Source organism: Streptomyces sp. SID13666, from assembly GCF_010548325.1.
Classification (GTDB): Bacteria; Actinomycetota; Actinomycetes; order Streptomycetales; family Streptomycetaceae; genus Actinacidiphila; species Actinacidiphila fildesensis.
Genome location: NZ_JAAGLX010000019.1, coordinates 93,524 through 110,969, shown reverse-complemented (window position 1 = coordinate 110,969; position 17,446 = coordinate 93,524). Strand labels below are relative to the sequence as shown.

At 70.8% G+C, this 17,446-nt stretch carries 16 protein-coding genes; 10 read left to right on the top strand and 6 right to left on the bottom strand.

All coding sequences use genetic code 11. The annotated features are described in order from the left end of the window. Positions 1-59 precede the first annotated feature (59 nt). From pgk to G3I60_RS23850, 4 genes are all read left to right on the top strand, one after another. Complete coding sequence (gene pgk / locus G3I60_RS23865; RefSeq protein ID WP_138356329.1) at positions 60-1,274, top strand: phosphoglycerate kinase; 1,215 nt, start codon at positions 60-62, stop codon at positions 1,272-1,274. A 6-nt stretch (positions 1,275-1,280) separates the two neighbouring features. Then, the gene (gene tpiA, locus G3I60_RS23860; protein WP_138356330.1) at positions 1,281-2,057 is read left to right on the top strand and encodes a triose-phosphate isomerase; all 777 of its coding nucleotides are present in this window, start codon (positions 1,281-1,283) and stop codon (positions 2,055-2,057) included. 120 nt (positions 2,058-2,177) lie between these two features. After that, on the top strand, positions 2,178-2,414 hold the full coding sequence (gene secG, locus G3I60_RS23855) for a preprotein translocase subunit SecG (RefSeq protein WP_138356331.1): 237 nt from the start codon (positions 2,178-2,180) through the stop codon (positions 2,412-2,414). A gap of 171 nt (positions 2,415-2,585) precedes the next feature. After that, entirely contained in the window at positions 2,586-2,921 is a 336-nt protein-coding gene (locus G3I60_RS23850) for an RNA polymerase-binding protein RbpA (RefSeq protein ID WP_138356332.1), read from the top strand. Positions 2,922-3,115: 194 nt separating this feature from the next. On the opposite strand, the gene G3I60_RS23845 is transcribed toward G3I60_RS23850, so the two are convergent. Then, complete coding sequence (locus G3I60_RS23845; protein ID WP_138356333.1) at positions 3,116-3,994, bottom strand: MurR/RpiR family transcriptional regulator; 879 nt, start codon at positions 3,992-3,994, stop codon at positions 3,116-3,118. A 61-nt stretch (positions 3,995-4,055) separates the two neighbouring features. On the opposite strand from G3I60_RS23845, the gene G3I60_RS23840 reads away from it, so the two are divergent. From G3I60_RS23840 to pgi, 4 genes are all read left to right on the top strand, one after another. Further along, positions 4,056-5,135, top strand: coding sequence for an N-acetylglucosamine kinase (locus G3I60_RS23840; protein ID WP_164607688.1), 1,080 nt, complete (start codon positions 4,056-4,058; stop codon positions 5,133-5,135). Between the two features lie 72 nt (positions 5,136-5,207). Then, on the top strand, positions 5,208-5,972 hold the full coding sequence (locus tag G3I60_RS23835; RefSeq protein ID WP_164296497.1) for a sugar isomerase domain-containing protein: 765 nt from the start codon (positions 5,208-5,210) through the stop codon (positions 5,970-5,972). An 88-nt stretch (positions 5,973-6,060) separates the two neighbouring features. After that, positions 6,061-7,290 carry an MFS transporter gene (locus G3I60_RS23830; RefSeq protein WP_239070153.1) on the top strand — a complete coding sequence of 410 codons (1,230 nt, stop codon included), beginning with the start codon at positions 6,061-6,063 and terminating at the stop codon, positions 7,288-7,290. 9 nt (positions 7,291-7,299) lie between these two features. Further along, positions 7,300-8,958 (top strand): glucose-6-phosphate isomerase, encoded by a 1,659-nt coding sequence (gene pgi / locus G3I60_RS23825; protein ID WP_138356336.1) that lies wholly within the window; start codon positions 7,300-7,302, stop codon positions 8,956-8,958. A gap of 72 nt (positions 8,959-9,030) precedes the next feature. Here the strand turns inward: pgi and pgl are convergent, their stop codons facing one another. The 5 genes from pgl to tkt are packed head-to-tail and all read right to left on the bottom strand — an operon-like array spanning position 9,031 to position 15,667. Then, entirely contained in the window at positions 9,031-9,813 is a 783-nt protein-coding gene (gene pgl / locus G3I60_RS23820; protein ID WP_164296495.1) for a 6-phosphogluconolactonase, read from the bottom strand. Further along, positions 9,810-10,904 carry a glucose-6-phosphate dehydrogenase assembly protein OpcA gene (opcA, locus tag G3I60_RS23815; protein ID WP_138356338.1) on the bottom strand — a complete coding sequence of 365 codons (1,095 nt, stop codon included), beginning with the start codon at positions 10,902-10,904 and terminating at the stop codon, positions 9,810-9,812. The genes pgl and opcA overlap by 4 nt, the downstream gene beginning before the upstream one ends. Continuing rightward, positions 10,901-12,424 carry a glucose-6-phosphate dehydrogenase gene (gene zwf / locus G3I60_RS23810; RefSeq protein ID WP_138356339.1) on the bottom strand — a complete coding sequence of 508 codons (1,524 nt, stop codon included), beginning with the start codon at positions 12,422-12,424 and terminating at the stop codon, positions 10,901-10,903. The genes opcA and zwf overlap by 4 nt, the downstream gene beginning before the upstream one ends. Before the next feature lies 1 nt (position 12,425). Continuing rightward, a complete protein-coding gene (tal, locus tag G3I60_RS23805) occupies positions 12,426-13,544 on the bottom strand; it encodes a transaldolase (protein WP_164296492.1) in 1,119 nt (372 codons plus the stop codon). Positions 13,545-13,579: 35 nt separating this feature from the next. Further along, complete coding sequence (gene tkt, locus G3I60_RS23800; protein ID WP_164296490.1) at positions 13,580-15,667, bottom strand: transketolase; 2,088 nt, start codon at positions 15,665-15,667, stop codon at positions 13,580-13,582. Positions 15,668-16,064: 397 nt separating this feature from the next. Here tkt and G3I60_RS23795 point away from each other — a divergent pair, with 397 nt between their 5' ends. Together G3I60_RS23795 and G3I60_RS23790 are read left to right on the top strand one after the other, a co-directional pair. Beyond that, complete coding sequence (locus G3I60_RS23795; RefSeq protein WP_138356342.1) at positions 16,065-17,009, top strand: heme o synthase; 945 nt, start codon at positions 16,065-16,067, stop codon at positions 17,007-17,009. Positions 17,010-17,033: 24 nt separating this feature from the next. After that, positions 17,034-17,393 (top strand): hypothetical protein, encoded by a 360-nt coding sequence (locus tag G3I60_RS23790; RefSeq protein WP_138356343.1) that lies wholly within the window; start codon positions 17,034-17,036, stop codon positions 17,391-17,393. Positions 17,394-17,446: the final 53 nt, after the last annotated feature.

Sequence of the window (17,446 nt, the reverse complement as noted above, 5' to 3'; positions counted from 1 at the left end):
GACGCGATGACGCGTCGGCCGGGCCCTGTCCCTTGTCGACCACGAGGAGCCCACCGGATATGAAGACGATCGACGACCTCCTGAACGAGGGACAGGTCGCGGGCAAGCGGGTGTTCGTCCGCGCCGACCTGAACGTGCCGCTCTCCGGCGCCACCATCACCGACGACGGCCGGATCCGTGCCGCCGTCCCGACCATCACCAAGCTCGTCGCCGCGGGCGCGAAGGTGATCGTCGCCTCACACCTGGGCCGCCCCAAGGGCGAGCCCGACCCGCAGTTCTCGCTCGCACCGGTCGCCGTACGCCTCGGCGAACTGCTCGGCACGGAGGTCGCGTTCGCGGCCGACACCGTCGGGGACAGCGCGCAGGCGGCCGTCGCCGGACTGGCCGACGGCGGCGTGGTGCTGCTGGAGAACCTGCGGTTCAACGCGGGCGAGACCGCGAAGGACGATGCCGAGCGCGGCGCCTTCGCCGACCGCCTGGCATCGCTCGCGGACGTCTACGTCGGTGACGGCTTCGGCGCCGTGCACCGCAAGCACGCCTCCGTGTTCGACCTCCCGGCGCGCCTCCCGCACTTCGCGGGCGGCCTGATCGCCACCGAGGTCGACGTACTGAAGAAGCTCACCTCCGAGGTGAAGCGGCCGTACGCGGTCGTGCTCGGCGGGGCGAAGGTCTCCGACAAGCTCGGTGTCATCGACCACCTGCTGGAGAAGGCCGACCGGATCCTGATCGGCGGCGGCATGGTCTTCACCTTCCTCAAGGCCCAGGGCCACGAGGTGGGCAGGAGCATGCTCCAGGAGGACCAGATCCCGGTCGTCCAGGAGTACCTCAAGCGCGCCGAGGCCAAGGGCGTGGAGTTCGTGCTGCCGGTCGACGTCGTCGCCGCGGGCGCCTTCCCCGACCTCAAGGCGCAGGCGCCGACCAACCCGGTGACCGTCGACGTCGACGCCATCCCGGCCGACGTGATGGGCCTGGACATCGGTCCGAAGTCCGGTGCGCTCTTCGCCTCGAAGCTCGCCGACGCGGCCACCGTGTTCTGGAACGGCCCGATGGGTGTCTTCGAGCACCCGGACTACGCCGAGGGCACCCGCGCGGTCGCCCAGGCCCTGATCGACAGCCCAGCGTTCACCGTGGTCGGCGGCGGTGACTCGGCCGCGGCCGTGCGCATCCTCGGCTTCGACGAGAACGCTTTCGGCCACATCTCGACCGGTGGCGGCGCGAGCCTCGAATACCTCGAGGGCAAGACGCTCCCCGGCCTCGCCGCACTGGAGGACTGACCCAGCATGAGCACCCGTACCCCGCTGATGGCCGGCAACTGGAAGATGAACCTCAACCACCTCGAGGCCATCGCGCACGTCCAGAAGCTCGCCTTCGCGCTCACCGACAAGGACTACGACGCCGTCGAGGTCGCCGTCCTGCCGCCCTACATCGACCTGCGTTCGGTACAGACCCTGGTCGACGGCGACAAGCTGAAGATCAAGTACGGTGCCCAGGACCTCTCCGCGCACGATTCCGGCGCGTACACCGGCGAGATCTCCGGATCGATGCTGGCCAAGCTGAAGTGCACGTTCGTGGCCATCGGTCACAGCGAGCGACGCCAGTACCACGGTGAGGACGAGGAACTCGTCAACGCCAAGATCAAGGCCGCGTACAAGCACGGGCTGACGCCGATCCTGTGCGTCGGTGAGGGACTGGACGTCCGCAAGGCCGGTCAGCAGGTCCCGCACACCCTCGCTCAGCTCGACGGCGCGCTGCAGGACATCCCGGCCGAGCAGGCCGAGACGATCGTCGTCGCGTACGAGCCCGTGTGGGCGATCGGCACCGGCGAGGTCGCCACCCCCGAGGACGCGCAGGAGGTCTGCGGTGCCATCCGCGGCCGCCTCGCCGAGCTGTACAGCCAGGAGCTGGCCGAAAAGGTCCGTATCCAGTACGGCGGCTCGGTCAAGTCCGGAAACGTCGCGGCGATCATGGCGCAGCCGGACGTGGACGGCGCCCTGATCGGTGGCGCGGCGCTCGACGCGGAGGAGTTCGTCAAGATCGTCCGCTTCCGCGACCAGTAGGACCAGCAGGCGGTGGGCCTAGCAGGCCCGCACGAAGTACCCTGTCGGGGCCGGACCGGCGCACTGGCGCCCGGTTCGGCCCTGCGCCGTCCATTTGTAGTCGAGAGAGTTGGTCCAGCCGTGGTAGTCGGGTTCTCCATCGCCCTCATCATCTTCAGCCTGCTGCTTCTGCTGCTGGTGCTGATGCACAAGGGGAAGGGCGGCGGCCTCTCGGACATGTTCGGTGGTGGCATGCAGTCCTCCGTCGGCGGCTCCTCGGTGGCCGAGCGCAACCTCGACCGGATCACCGTGGTGATCGGTCTGTTGTGGTTTACGTGCATTGTCGTACTTGGTCTGGTGCTCAAGTTCCAGAAGTAGCGCCCGCGGCGTACTCCCGTGAGTCCAGGGAGAACTGACGCCTCGTCGCAAACGCGGCTTATCATGGGAGGGCGTCCTACGGGGCCGGGTACACCACCTGCCACTGGACGGCACGTAAGGTCTCCGTAAACTGGGCGACCTCGCAGCACCATCACGCAGGGAGTTACGACCGTGGCAAGTGGCAACGCGATCCGTGGCAGTCGGGTCGGAGCGGGGCCGATGGGAGAGGCCGAGCGCGGCGAGTCCGCGCCACGCCTCCGCATCTCCTTCTGGTGCTCGAACGGGCACGAGACCCAGCCGAGTTTCGCCAGCGACGCGCAGATCCCGGAGTCCTGGGACTGCCCGCGCTGTGGTTTCCCGGCCGGGCAGGACGAGGAGAACCCGCCGGCGCCGCCGCGGACCGAGCCGTACAAGACGCACCTGGCCTATGTGCGGGAGCGGCGCAGCGCGGCCGACGGCGAGGCGATCCTCGCCGAGGCCCTCGCGAAGCTCCGCGGCGAGATCTGAGAGGTCTCCTCGCGTACGGCACGCGGATATCGCCCCTGTTCGCCGGGCGGGCCCGACCGTGGCCTCAGTCGTCGGCCGAGCTGGACCTTTCCAGCTCGGCCGACGACTGAGGCCGGGGGTCACCCGGCGAACGGGGGTATTTTTCTCCCCTCTGCCGGTCCCGGGCGGCCGTCCGTGCCGGTGGACGTGCCGGGTCAGCGGCGGCGGGCGCGGGCGGTGTGGCTGTCGGCGATGTGGGCGGTCAGCGCGACCGCCGCGGTGGCCCGCTCGTAGGTGAGCTGGGCGACCCGGGCCGACAGGCAGTCGATGATCAGCAGGACGGAGTGCCGGGTGCCGTAGCCGCCGCGCCGGAAGCTGGTCTCCGCCGAGGCCGAGGTGAGCCGGATGTCGGCGGCCTGGGCGATCGGCGAGCGCGGATCGCTGGTGACGGCCACCGTCGTCGCGCCGCGCTCCGCGGCCAGCCGCAGCGGGTCCAGGGCCTCGCGCGTCGTGCCGGAGTGCGAGATCGCCACGGCCACGTCGGAGGGCGTCAGCAGTGCCGCGGAGGTCTCCGCCGCGTGCACCTCGGTCCAGCCGCGGGCGGCGCAGCCGATGCCGAACAGCCGGGCCTCGGCCTCCCGCGCGGCGATCCCGGAGCCGCCGACCCCGTACACATCGATCCGGCGGGCCTTGGCGAGCGCCTGGGCGGCCCGTTCCAGGCTCTCCCGGTCCAGCTTGTCGACGGTGTGCCGCAGGGCCCGCAGATCGGCCTGGGCGACCACCGCGACGACATGGTCGAGATCGTCGTCGGGCCCGATGTCCGGGCCCAGCACCGGACTGAGCGGCCCCTCGCCGTCGCCGCCCTGGCTGCGGCCCTGCTCCTGCGCCAGCTCGATCAGCAGATGCTGGTAGGAGTCCAGGCCCAGCGCATGGCAGAAACGCGTGACGGTGGCCTGCGACGTGCCCGTACGGCGGCCCAGTTCGGCCGCGGAGCCACGGGTGGCCGCCACCGGATCCGCCAGCACCAGCTCGCCCACCTTGCGCAAGGAATCGGACATGCGGGGGAGTTCGGAGCGGATCAGGGCGATGACCATGACGACTCGTCTCGGCTGGGGTCTTGTCGGTCAGTGAATCTATCAATCACCATGCGGTGTGATGAATGAAATTCACAACCGAACCCATCGCGGTGACGACGACCGCCGGTCCGCGCCGGCCGGCCGGTCGCTGGTGGTCGGCATCGACGCGGGCGGGACCCGGATCCGCGCCTATCTGGCCGGGGCGACGGCCGGGGCCGGGACGACGGCGGCGGACGAGGCCGGCGTCGTCGGCGGGGTGATCGGCGAGGGCGCCGGCGGTCCCGGCAACGCGATGAGCGTGCCGCGGCCGGAGCTGACCCGGCACCTGGCCGCCGCGCTCGGCGCCGCGGTCCCGGCGGAGCTGCGCGGCTCGGTCGCCGCCGTGCTGGGCGGCTTCGCGGGCGCCGCCCCGGACACCGGTCCCGACACCGGCCACGGCCTCGCGCTGTCCTGCCTCCGGGCGGCGCTCGCCGAGACCGGTATCGACGCCGCGAAGGTGGCGGTCCGCGGCGACATCGAGATCGCCTTCGCCTCCGCGCCGTGCATGCCCGCCGACGGGCTGCTGCTCATCGCGGGGACCGGCGCCGCGTCGGCACGCATCACCGGGCGCCGGCAGGTGCTGACGGTGGACGGTGACGGATGGCTGCTCGGTGACGAGGGCGGCGGCTTCTGGCTGGGCCGGGAGGCCGTCAGGGCGGCGCTGCGGGCGTTGACCGGGCGCGGGCCCTGGACCTCGCTGGTCGGCGCGGTGGCGGCGCACTACCTGGCGTCCGGCGGCGATCCGGCGGGCCTCCCCGGGTCGGTGGAGCAGACGGACCGGCAGCGGCTGGGGGAGCTGCGGGATCTGATCGTGCCCCTGGTGTACGCGCGGCCGCCGGTGCGGCTGGCGGCGCTGAGCCCGCTGGTCGTCGCCGCCGACCGGGCCGGCGACCAGGTCGCCGGGGAACTGCTCGACGCGGCGGCCGCCGAACTCGGCAGGACCGTCGCCGCGTTGCGTCCCGTGGCGGGCGAGCCGCTGGTGGTCACCGGCGGTCTGCTGGCTCCGGCCGGGCCGCTGCTGGGCAGGCTGTCGCGGCGTGCGCTGGCGATGGGGCTGCGGGTCGTCCCGGTGCCGGACGGCGGTGCGGGCGCGGTGGCGCTGGCGAGGCTCTTGACGTGACCACGATAGTCGGTTCATTGTCTCAATCACTCGTCGGAATGATGGTTCATTCAACCAAGGAGGGTGTCGGCCATGGCCGAACCACAGCTCAGCGCCGCCCGGTTCGCCGAGCACGGCCGCGCCGCCGTCGAGCGGGCGATCGGAGCCAACACCGACTCCGTCGCCGCCGCGGCCCGCCTCATCGCCGACAGCGTCGCCGCCAACGGTGTCGTCCACGCCTTCGGCACCGGTCACTCGCAGGCCACCGCGCTGGAGATCGCCGGCCGGGCCGGCGGCCTCGTCCCGACCAGCCGCATCGGCCTTTCCGACCTGGTGCTGCGCGGCGGCGAGGACCGCTCCGTACTCGCCGACCCGCTGCTGGAACGCTCCCCGGGCCTGGCCAAACGGCTCTACGAGCTGGCCACCCCGCAGCCGCAGGACCTCTTCGTGATCATCTCCAACTCCGGCGTCAACAACTCCATCGTCGACATGGCCCTCCAGGTCAAGGAGTCCGGGCACCGGCTGATCGCCCTCACCTCCCTGGAGCACACCCATGCGGTGCCCGCGCTCCACAGCAGCGGAAAGCGGCTCGCCGACCTCGCCGACGCCGTACTCGACAACTGCGCGCCGGCCGGCGACGCCCTGCTGCCGATGCCCGACGGCGGCGCGCTCTGCGGCGTCTCCACCATCACTTCCGCGCTGCTCGTCCAGATGGTCGTCGCCGAGGCGGTCGGCATCCTGACCGCCGAGGGGCACGAACCGCCGGTCTACATCTCGGCCAACCTGCCCGGCGGATTCGAGCGCAACGCCGTCCTGGAGGCCCGCTACGAGGGCCGGCTGCACCGCGGCGGTTTCTGAACCCGGCTTTCCCCCCGGTGCCACGGGCGTTGTCAGTGGCCGCCGCTACGGTGCCAGGACTGATCACATCCTGGCCCGAGGGGGAGCTTTGACCGCGAACGACAGCGATCTGCGGCCGGCCGTGGAGAGCGCCGTGCCGTCCTGGCGCGGCGGCTTCGGCCGGCTGTGGAGCGCCGCGGTGGTCTCGCGGCTGGGGGACGGACTGCGCACCGCCGCACTGCCGTTGCTCGCGGTCGGGCTCACCGACTCCCCGCTGCTCGTCTCGCTGGTCACGGCGGCCGGATTCCTGCCCTGGATCCTGTTCGGCCTGCTCGGTGGCGCGATCGCCGACCGCGTCGACCAGCGGCGCGCCATGTGGGCTGTCGACGCGGTGCGCTGCGCGCTGATGGCCTGCTTCGCGCTCGCCGTGTGGCTGGGCGAGGTGAGCATCGCCCTGCTGCTGGTGCCGGCCTTCGTCCTGACGACGCTGCAGACCCTCTTCGACAACGCCGCGACCGCGCTGCTGCCGACGGTCGTCCCCACCGCCTCCCTCGGCCGCGCCAACGCGCGCCTGATGACCGGGCAGACCATCGCGGGCACCTTTCTCGGCGCACCCCTGGTGCCCCTGCTGATCGGGATCTCCGCCGGACTGCCGTTCGCGGTCGACGCGGCGACGTATCTGCTCGCCGCGGCGCTGGTCGCCTCGATACGCACGGCCCCGCGCGAGCGCGCCCCGCGCCCGCCGGGCCGGACGTTGCGGCAGGACATCGCCGAGGGCATCCGGGTGCTGTGGCGGGACCGGGTCCTGCGGTCGCTCTGCACGGCCAACACCGTCGTCAACATCGGGATGGGCGCGCTCATCGCCACCCTGGTCCTGCACGTCACCGGGTGGCTGCACGCCGGGCACTCCGGGTACGCGGCCGTGCTCACCGCCTACGGCGCCGGCAGCGTGGCCGGCGGTCTGGCCGCCGGCCGGATCTCCGAACTCCTGGGCAGGACCAGAGCGCTGGTGGCCGGATTGGTGCTGCAGAGCTGCGCCCTGATCGTGCTCGGCACCGTACGGTCGCTGCCCGTCGCGGTCGTCGTCCTGGCGCTCTTCGGCGCCATGGGGATGCTGTGGAACGTCAACGAGGTCACCCTCATGCAGGAGCGGACGCCCGCCGCCCTGCTGGGCCGGGTCAGCGCCGCCAACCGCACCCTGTCGACCGCCGGGGCCCCGCTCGGCGCCCTGCTCGGCGGCGCGGTGGCGACGGCGTGGGGACTGAACACCCCGGCGCTGGCCGCCGCCGCGCTCTTCGCCTGCGGGGTGATCGCGCTCCTACCGGCCGTCATCAATTAGTTTGGACCCATGTCCGACACCAATACGCACGGCCGTGCCCGGCTCGACCAGCTGCCCGAATGGCACGCCCTGGGCAAACACCGCGAAGAGCTGGGGGAGGTGCGGCTGCGCGAACTGTTCGACCAGGATCCGCAGCGCGCCGACCGGTACTCCCTGCAGGTCGGTGATCTGCACCTGGACTACTCCAAGCACCTGGTGACCGACGAGACCCTGCGGCTGCTGCGTGAGTTGGCGGCGTCGAGCGGCGTGGCCGAACTGCGCGACGCGATGTTCCGCGGCGAGCGGATCAACGTCACCGAGGACCGCGCGGTGCTGCACACCGCGCTGCGCGCACCGCGCTCCTCCGTCATCCAGGTCGACGGCCATGACGTCGTGCCCGCCGTTCATGCCGTCCTCAGCAAGATGTCCGTCTTCACCGACCGGATCCGCTCCGGCGAGTGGACCGGCCACACCGGCAAGCGCATCACCAACATCGTCAACATCGGCATCGGCGGCTCCGACCTGGGCCCGGCGATGGCGTACGAGGTGCTGCGCCCGTACGCCGACCGCGGGCTGACGCTCCGTTTCGTGTCCAACGTCGACGGCGCGGACCTGCACGAGGCGCTGCGGGACCTGGACCCGGCCGAGACGCTCTTCGTCATCGCCTCGAAGACGTTCACCACCATCGAGACCATCACCAACGCCACCTCCGCCCGCAACTGGCTGCTGACCGGCCTGAACGCCGACACCTCGGCCGTCGCCAAGCACTTCGTCGCGCTGTCCACGAACGCGGAGAAGGTCACCGAGTTCGGCATCGACCCGGCCAACATGTTCGAGTTCTGGGACTGGGTCGGCGGCCGGTACTCCTTCGACTCGGCGATCGGCCTCTCGCTGATGCTCGCCATCGGCCCGGACCACTTCCGCGAGATGCTGGCCGGCTTCCACCTCGTGGACGAGCACTTCCGCTACGCCCCGCCGGAGGAGAACGTCCCGCTGCTGCTCGGCCTGTTGGGCGTCTGGTACGGCGGTTTCCACGACGCGCAGTCGCACGCGGTCCTGCCGTACAGCCACTACCTGTCGCGGTTCACCGCGTATCTGCAGCAGCTGGACATGGAGTCCAACGGCAAGTCCGTGGACCGGCAGGGCAACCCGGTGGCGTGGCAGACCGGGCCGGTGGTCTGGGGCACCCCGGGCACCAACGGCCAGCACGCCTACTACCAGCTGCTGCACCAGGGCACCAAGGTCATCCCGGCGGACTTCATCGGCTTCGCCAATCCCATCGGCGAACTCGGCCCGCTCGCGGACCAGCACGACCTGCTGATGGCCAACTTCTTCGCGCAGACCCAGGCGCTGGCCTTCGGCAAGACACCTGAAGAGGTCGCCGCGGAGGGCGTGCCCGCCGAACTGGTGCCGCACAAGACGTTCCGCGGCAACCACCCGACGACCACCATCCTGGCCACCGAGCTCAGCCCGTCGGTGCTCGGCCAGCTGATCGCGCTCTACGAGCACAAGGTGTTCGTCCAGGGCGCGGTGTGGAACATCGACTCCTTCGACCAGTGGGGAGTCGAGCTGGGCAAGGTGCTCGCCAAGCGGATCGAGCCCGCGCTCAGCGAGGGCGCGACCATTCCCGGCCTGGACGGGTCCACGGAGGCGCTGGTCCGGCGCTACCGGGAACTGCGCGGCCGCTGAACGGCTGCTGAAAGCCGAACGGCCGCCGGCCGGGCTGAATGTCCAGCCCGGCCGGCGGCCGTTCGCTACGCCCTAGGCCGAAGACGGCGGGTACAGCTGCGGTGGCAGCTTCGCCGCCGCGGTCCGGTCCAGCAGCCACAGCGTGCGGCGGCGGCCGCGTGCTCCGGCCGCCGGCGCCTGGATCTCGCCCGCGCCGGACAACGCCATCGCGACCGCGTTGGCCTTGTCCTCGCCCGCCGCGAGCAGCCACACCTCGCGCGCCGAGCGGATCGCCGGAAGGGTCAGCGAGATCCGGGTCGGCGGCGGCTTGGGCGCTCCGTGCACCCCCACCACCGTCCGCTCCGTCTCCCGCACCGCCGGGTGCTCGGGGAAGAGCGACGCGACATGCGTGTCGGGTCCCACCCCCAGCATCAGCACGTCGAACGTCGGCACCGGGCCGTGGTCCTCCGGCCCGGACGCCTTGGCGAGCTCGGCCGCGTAGCCGGCCGCCGCGGCGTCGACGTCACGGCCGTGGGTACCGTCGGACGCGGGCATGGCGTGCACCCGCGCCGGATCGACCGGCACCGAGTCGAGCAGGATCTCCCGGGCCTGGGTGACATTGCGCTCGGGATCACCCTCCCGTTCGAACCGCTCGTCGCCCCACCACAGGTCCAGCCGCGCCCAGTCCACCGCGTCCCGCGCCGGGGACCCGGCCAGGGCGGCGAGCAACGCGTTGCCGTTGCGCCCGCCCGTCAGCACCACCGAGGCGGAGCCGCGGGCGGCCTGGGCGTCCACGATCTTCGTGATCAGCCGGGCCGCCGCGGCCTTCGCCATCAGCTCCTTGTCGCGGTGGACGACGACCTGCGGGGTGCTCATGTGGAGCTCGTCCGCTTGCCCGTCGCCGCCTTCTTCGCCGGCGCGGCCTTCTTGGCGGGAGCCTTGGCCGCCGACTTGGCCGCGGCGGTCCCGGCCGGCTTGGCGTCCTTGGCCGGGGTGATCACCTCGATCGTCCCGACGGGCTCCTCCGAGTCCTGTGGACCGGAGTCGGTCAGCCGGCCGACCCCGAACTTCACCGTCGACCGGTAGATGTCGTCCGGGTCCAGCCGCCGCAGCTCCTCGGCGATCAGTTCCGAGGTCTCGCGCCGCTTGAGCGCCACATGACGGTCCGGCTGCCCCGGCATGGCCAGCTCGGCCAGCAGGCCGTCGGCCCGGTCCAGCCGGATCTCGCCGTCGGCGGTGACCAGCTGGACCCCGGTGATACCGGGTCCGTCGGAGACCTTGCGCTCCACCGAGATCTTCAGCCGGTCGGCGAGCCACAGCGCGAGCAGTTCGGTGCTCGGGTTGTAGGCCTCGCCCTCCACGGTCGCGGAGGCGATCCTGGAGTGCTTCTGGTCCAGAGCCGCGGCCAGCATGCTGCGCCACGGCGTGATCCGGGTCCACGCCAGGTCGGTGTCGCCGGGCGCGTACGCCGCGGCGCGCTCGCCGAGCGCGATCACCGGGTCCTCGGCCGCCGCGGCGTCCGTGATCCGGCGCTGCGCGAGCCGTCCCAGCGGGTCCTCGGCGGGCTTGTCCGGCGACTCCTCCGGCCACCACACCACCACCGGGGCGTCCGGCAGCAGCAGCGGCAGCACCACGGACTCGGCGTGGTTGGCGAGCTCGCCGTGCATGCGCAGCACGACGGTCTCACCGGTGCCCGAGTCGGAGCCGACCAGCACCTCGGCGTCCAGCCGCGCCATCGCGCGGTCGCGCGGTGAACGGCCGGGCCGCTTGATGACGGCCAGGATCCGGGACGGGTGCTCCCGCGATGCGTCACTGGCCGCCTTGAGGGCGTCGTAGGCGCTGCCCTCGTCGGTGACGATGACCAGGGTGAGCACCATGCCGACGGCCGGGGTGCCGATGGCGCGGCGGGCCTCGATGAGCCCGGCGTTGATTCGGGACGACGTGGTGTCCGTCAGATCGATCCTCATGGCCGGCGCCAGCTCCTACCGTCTCGTGCGAGCATCTCGTCCGCCTCCGCCGGTCCCCAGGTGCCCGAGGCGTACTGGGCGGGCTTGCCGTGCGTGTCCCAGTACTTCTCGATCGGGTCGAGGATGTTCCAGGACAGCTCGACCTCCTGGTGGCGGGGGAAGAGGTTGGCATCGCCGAGCAGCACATCGAGGATGAGCCGCTCGTACGCCTCGGGGCTGGACTCGGTGAAGGACTCGCCGTAGGCGAAGTCCATCGTCACGTCCCGGACCTCCATCGAGGTGCCGGGCACCTTCGAGCCGAAGCGCACCGTCACGCCCTCGTCCGGCTGCACCCGGATGACCAGGGCGTTCTGCCCCAGCTCCTCGGTGGATCCGGCTTCGAAGGGCAGATACGGGGCCCGCTTGAAGACCACCGCGATCTCGGTGACCCGGCGGCCGAGCCGCTTGCCGGTGCGCAGGTAGAAGGGGACCCCGGCCCAGCGGCGGTTGTTGATCTCCAGCTTGACCGCCGCGAAGGTGTCGGTCTTCGACCTGGGGTCGATGCCGTCTTCCTCCAGGTACCCCACGACCTCCTCGCCGCCCTGCCAGGCGTGCGCGTACTGGCCGCGTACCGTGTGCGCGCCCAGGTCCTTGGGCAGCTCCACGGCGCCGAGCACCTTGAGCTTCTCGGCGACCAGGGCCTTCGGGTGGAAGGAGCCGGGCTCCTCCATCGCCGTCAGCGCGAGCAGCTGCAGCAGGTGGTTCTGGATGACGTCACGGGCCGCGCCGATGCCGTCGTAGTACCCGGCCCGGCCGCCGATGCCGATGTCCTCGGCCATCGTGATCTGGACATGGTCGACGTACGACCGGTTCCAGATCGGCTCGAACATCGTGTTGGCGAAGCGCAGCGCCAGGATGTTCTGGACGGTCTCCTTGCCCAGGTAGTGGTCGATCCTGAAGACCTCGTTGGGCGGGAAGACGTCGTGCACCAGCTGGTTGAGCTCCTGCGCGCTCTCCAGGTTGTGGCCGAACGGCTTCTCGATGACCGCGCGCCGCCAGGACTCGCCCTGCCCCTCGGACAGGCCGTGCTTCTTGAGCTGCTGCACGACGTTGGGGAAGAACTTCGGCGGTACGGAGAGGTAGAAGGCGAAGTTGCCGCCGGTGCCGCGCGCCTTGTCGAGCTCGTCGATCGTCGACTTCAGCTTCTCGAAGGCGGTGTCGTCGTCGAACTCGCCCTGCACGAAGCGGCAGCCTTCGGCGAGCTGCTGCCAGACCTCCTCGCGGAAGGGGGTGCGGGCGTGCTCCTTTACCGCGTCGTGGACCTCCTGGGCGAAGTCCTCGTCCTCCCAGCTCCGGCGGGCGAAGCCGATGAGCGCGAAGCCCGGTGGCAGCAGACCGCGGTTGGCGAGGTCGTACACGGCAGGCATCAACTTTTTACGGGACAAATCGCCCGTGACGCCGAAAATGACCAGGCCGGACGGCCCCGCGATACGCGGGAGCCGCCGGTCCTGTGCGTCACGCAGCGGATTGCTGCTGGTCAACTCATGCCTCCACGGGCGTCAGACGCTTGAGTACCGCCGAGGTGGAGTCCAGCAGCTCGTTCCAGGAGGCCTCGAACTTCTCGACGCCCTCGTCCTCGAGCAACTGCACCACGTCGTCGTACGAGATACCGAGAGCCGCCAGCGCGTCGAGCTCGGCCTGGGCCTGCTCGTACGTGCCGCGGATGGTGTCGCCGGTGACCTCGCCGTGGTCGGCGGTGGCCTCCATGGTGGCTTCCGGCATGGTGTTGACGGTGTTCGGGGCGACCAGCTCGGTCACGTAGAGCGTGTCCGGGTAGGCCGGGTCCTTGACACCGGTCGAGGCCCACAGCGGACGCTGCTTGTTCGCGCCCGACTTCTCCAGCGCGTTCCAGCGGTCCGAGGTGAAGACCTCCTCGTACGCCTGGTAGGCGAGCCGGGCGTTGGCCAGCGCGGCCTTGCCCTTGAGCGCCTTCGCCTGGTCGCTGCCGAGCTTGTCGAGGCGCTTGTCGATCTCGGAGTCGACCCGGGAGACGAAGAAGGACGCGACCGAGTGGATCTTCGCGAGCTCCAGGCCGGCGGCCTTGGCCTTCTCCAGCCCCGCCAGGTAGGCGTCCATGACCTCGCGGTAGCGGGCCAGCGAGAAGATCAGCGTCACGTTCACGCTGATGCCCCGGCCGATGACCTCGGTGATCGCCGGCAGGCCGGCCTTGGTCGCCGGGATCTTGATGAGGGTGTTCGGCCGGTCGACGAGCCAGGCGAGCTGCTTGGCCTCGGCGATGGTGGCCGCGGTGCTGTGCGCCAGGCGTGGGTCCACCTCGATGGAGACCCGGCCGTCCTGGCCCTCGGTGCGGTCGAAGACCGGCCGCAGGATGTCGGCGGCGTCGCGGACGTCCGCCGTGGTGATCATGCGGATGGCCTCTTCGACCGTGACCTTGCGGACCGCGAGGTCGGTGAGCTGGCTCTCGTAGCCCTCGCCGCCGACGATCGCCTTCTGGAAGATCGACGGGTTGGTGGTGACGCCCACGACGTGCTGCTGGTCGATCAGCTCGGCCAGGTTCCCGGACGTGATCCGCTTGCGGGACAGGTCGTCCAGCCAGATCGCGACGCCTTCGTCGGAGAGGCGCTTGAGTGCGTCTGTCATGGAAATTACATCTCCTACTGGTCGGGTGCGGGGCGTCAGCGGGTTGCCTTGTCGACGGCGTCGAGGGATTCCCGGGCGGCATTGGCGACGGCTTCGGCGGTGAAGCCGAACTCACGGAAGAGGACCTTGGCATCGGCCGAGGCACCGAAGTGCTCCAGGCTGATGATCCGGCCCTGGGCGCCGATGTAGCGGTGCCACGTCAGGCCGATACCGGCCTCGACGGCGACCCGGGCGTGGACGTCCGGGAGCAGCACGCTGTCGCGGTACGCCATGTCCTGCTCCTCGAACCACTCGACGGACGGCATCGAGACGACCCGCGTCGGGATCCCGTCGGCCTGCAGCGCGTCGCGGGCCTCGACGGCCAGCTGCACCTCGGAGCCGGTGGCGATGAGGATGACCTGCGGACGGCCGCCCTCGGAGTCGAACAGCACGTAGCCGCCCTTGGCCGCGTGCTCGTTCGGCGCGTACGTGGGCACACCCTGGCGGGTGAGCGCCAGGCCGTGCGGAGCGGGCTTGGAGTCGTGGCGCTTGAGGATCTCGCGCCAGACGACCGCCGTCTCGTTGGCGTCGGCCGGACGGACGATGTTCAGGCCCGGGATCGCGCGCAGCACGGCCAGGTGCTCGACCGGCTGGTGCGTCGGGCCGTCCTCGCCGAGGCCGACGGAGTCGTGCGTCCACACGTACGTGACGGGCAGCTGCATGAGCGCGGCCAGTCGCACGGCGGGGCGCATGTAGTCGGAGAACACCAGGAAGGTGCCGCCGTAGATGCGGGTGTTGCCGTGCAGCGCGATGCCGTTCATCGTCGAGCCCATGGCGTGCTCGCGGATGCCGTAGTGCACCGTGCGGCCGTACGGGTCGGCGCCCGGCAGCGGGTTGCCCACCGGCAGGAAGGACGAGCCGCTGTCGATCGTGGTGTTGTTGGAGCCCGCGAGGTCGGCCGAGCCGCCCCACAGCTCCGGTACGACCGCGCCGAGCGCCTGCAGGACCTTGCCGGAGGCGGCACGGGTCGCGAGGCTCTTGCCGGTCTCGAAGGACGGCAGTGCCTTCTCCCAGCCGTCGGGCAGCTCGCCCGCGGCGATCCGGTCGAAGTCGGCCGAGCGCTCCGGGTTGGCGTCGCGCCACTCCTGGAACTGCTTGTTCCAGACGGCGTGCGCCTCGCGGCCGCGGTCGGCCACCTCACGGGCGTGCGACAGCACCGCGTCGTCGACCTCGAAGGTCTTCGCCGGGTCGAAGCCCAGCACCTTCTTGGTCGCGGCGACCTCCGCGTCACCCAGCGCCGAGCCGTGCGCGGCCTCGGTGTTCTGCGCGTGCGGGGCCGGCCAGGCGATGATCGAGCGGGCCGCGATGAACGAAGGCCGCGAGGTCTCGGCCTGGGCCGCCTTCAGCGCCTTGTACAGGGCCTTCGGGTCCAGGTCGCCGTCGGGCAGCTGCTCGACGCGCTGGACGTGCCAGCCGTACGCCTCGTAGCGCTTGAGGGTGTCCTCGCTGACGGCCGTCTCGGTGTCGCCCTCGATGGAGATGTGGTTGTCGTCCCACAGCAGCACGAGGTTGCCGAGCTTCTGGTGCCCGGCGAGCGAGGACGCCTCGGCGGAGACACCCTCCTGCAGGCAGCCGTCGCCGGCGATGACCCAGATGGTGTGGTCGAACGGGGAGGTGCCCGCCGCCGCGTCCGGGTCGAACAGGCCGCGCTCGTAGCGGGCCGCCATGGCCATGCCGACGCCGTTGGCGATGCCCTGGCCGAGCGGACCGGTCGTGGTCTCCACGCCGACCGTGTGGCCGTGCTCCGGGTGGCCGGGGGTCTTGCTGCCCCAGGTGCGGAACGCCTTCAGATCGTCCAGTTCCAGGCCGTACCCGGAAAGGTAGAGCTGGGTGTAGAGCGTCAGGCTGGAGTGCCCGGCCGAGAGGACGAAGCGGTCACGGCCGGTCCAGTCGGGATCCGACGGATCGTGCCGCATCAGCTTCTGGAACAACAGGTACGCGGCGGGCGCGAGGCTCATGGCCGTGCCGGGATGGCCGTTGCCGACCTTCTGCACGGAATCCATGGCCAGGACACGAGCGGTATCAACGGCCCGCTTGTCCAGATCGGTCCACTCAAGGTCTGTGGTGGTCGGCTTGCTGCTCACCCTGGTTCAGGGCTCCTCTCCACATGTCGAAATGCCGGTGACGTGGCGCCTACCCGGCGTTGTCGAGCCTACCGCCGCAGGCGCGTGCACCTTTTCGAGCGTTCGACCCTCGGGACGACACCCGGAGCGCGGCTCCGGGCAGCGTTCCCGGCGGCACTCCGGGCAACCAGGACCGTGGCTGGGCCATTCCCGGCATGCCGGGATACTGACAGCCTGCCCCGGCCCGGCCGCGTTCGCCTCCTGAACACCTGGCGAAGGACGGGCGGCAACACGGGTCACCCCCCGGGGCAGGCGGAGTATTCCGTACGTCTACAGTGGCGTGGTACGCGCAAGGACTTACCGGACCTTCACGTCTGGGACCGGGACTTGCTGGACTTAATCCTCTCCAGGGGTGTTTGTGACGGCCGTCGAATCCCGACCCGCAGGGGTCATCGGGACGAGCACCGGACAGCGGCCGTTCGCGGCTCGTGTCATGGCGTTCGTGGCGCTGACCAAGCCACGCATTATCGAACTGCTGCTCATCACGACCGTTCCGGTGATGTTCCTGGCGGCGGGTGGCGTCCCCGATCTGTGGCTGGTGCTGACGACCGTCGTGGGCGGCTATCTGTCGGCGGGCGGTGCCAACGCGCTCAACATGTACATCGACCGCGACATCGACGCGCTGATGCACCGCACCGAGCAGCGTCCGCTGGTCACCGGCATGGTGTCGCCGCGCGAGGGGCTGATCTTCGGCATCACGCTCTCGGTGGTCTCCACCGTCTGGTTCGCGGTCCTGGTCAACACGCTCTCGGCGGCGCTGTCGCTGACGGCCATCCTCTTCTATGTCTTCGTGTACACGCTCGGCCTCAAGCGCCGCACCGCGCAGAACATCGTGTGGGGCGGCATCGCGGGCTGCATGCCGGTGTTCATCGGCTGGTCCGCGGTCACGAACTCCGTCTCGTGGGCCGCTCTGGTCCTCTTCCTGGTGATCTTCCTGTGGACGCCGCCGCACTACTGGCCGCTGTCGATGAAGGTCAAGGACGACTACGAGCGGGTGGGCGTGCCGATGCTGCCGGTCGTGGCCGGCAACCTGGTGGTCGCGCGGCAGATCGTCATCTACAGCTGGGCCATGGTGATCGTCTCGCTGGCCCTGTGGTGGCCGCTGGGCGAGACCTCCTGGCTGTACCCGGTGGCCGCGGTGCTGCTCGGCGCGATGTGGCTCAAGGAGGCGCACGGCCTCCACAGCCGGGCGAAGGCCGGGGTCAGCGGCGCGAAGCTCAAGGAGATGCGGCTGTTCCACTGGTCCATCACCTATCTGTCGCTGCTCTTCGTCGTCGTGGCCGTGGATCCTTTCCTTCACTGATTACCGACGGGTAGCATCTGCCTCATGGCTGAGACCGCGCAGAACACCGTGGAAGAGACTCCGAAGGCGGACCCGCGCGCCGAGCGCCGCACCGCCAGGCTGGCGAAGCAGATCGGTGCCTTCGCCAAGAGCCACGGCGGCGGCGCCGAGGCGAACATCGCCTACATCGGTGAGATCGGCGCCCGGATCGTCCTCGTCGGCGAGAACGGCGAATGGGGCGACCTGGTGGCCCCGACGTACGCCATGGCCGTCGCGGCCGTCGAGCGCGCCGGAGTCACCGTCCACGAGGACTTCGACGGCGAATTCGCCGCCAAGGTGCGCACCGGCCCGTACGAATGGTCGCGAATGGCCGGAATCCAGATCGGCGGTCCCAGCAACACCTGACGCCCCGCCCGCCCGTTAGGGACCATGGGAAACGGTCCCGGCCGGCGGTGCGA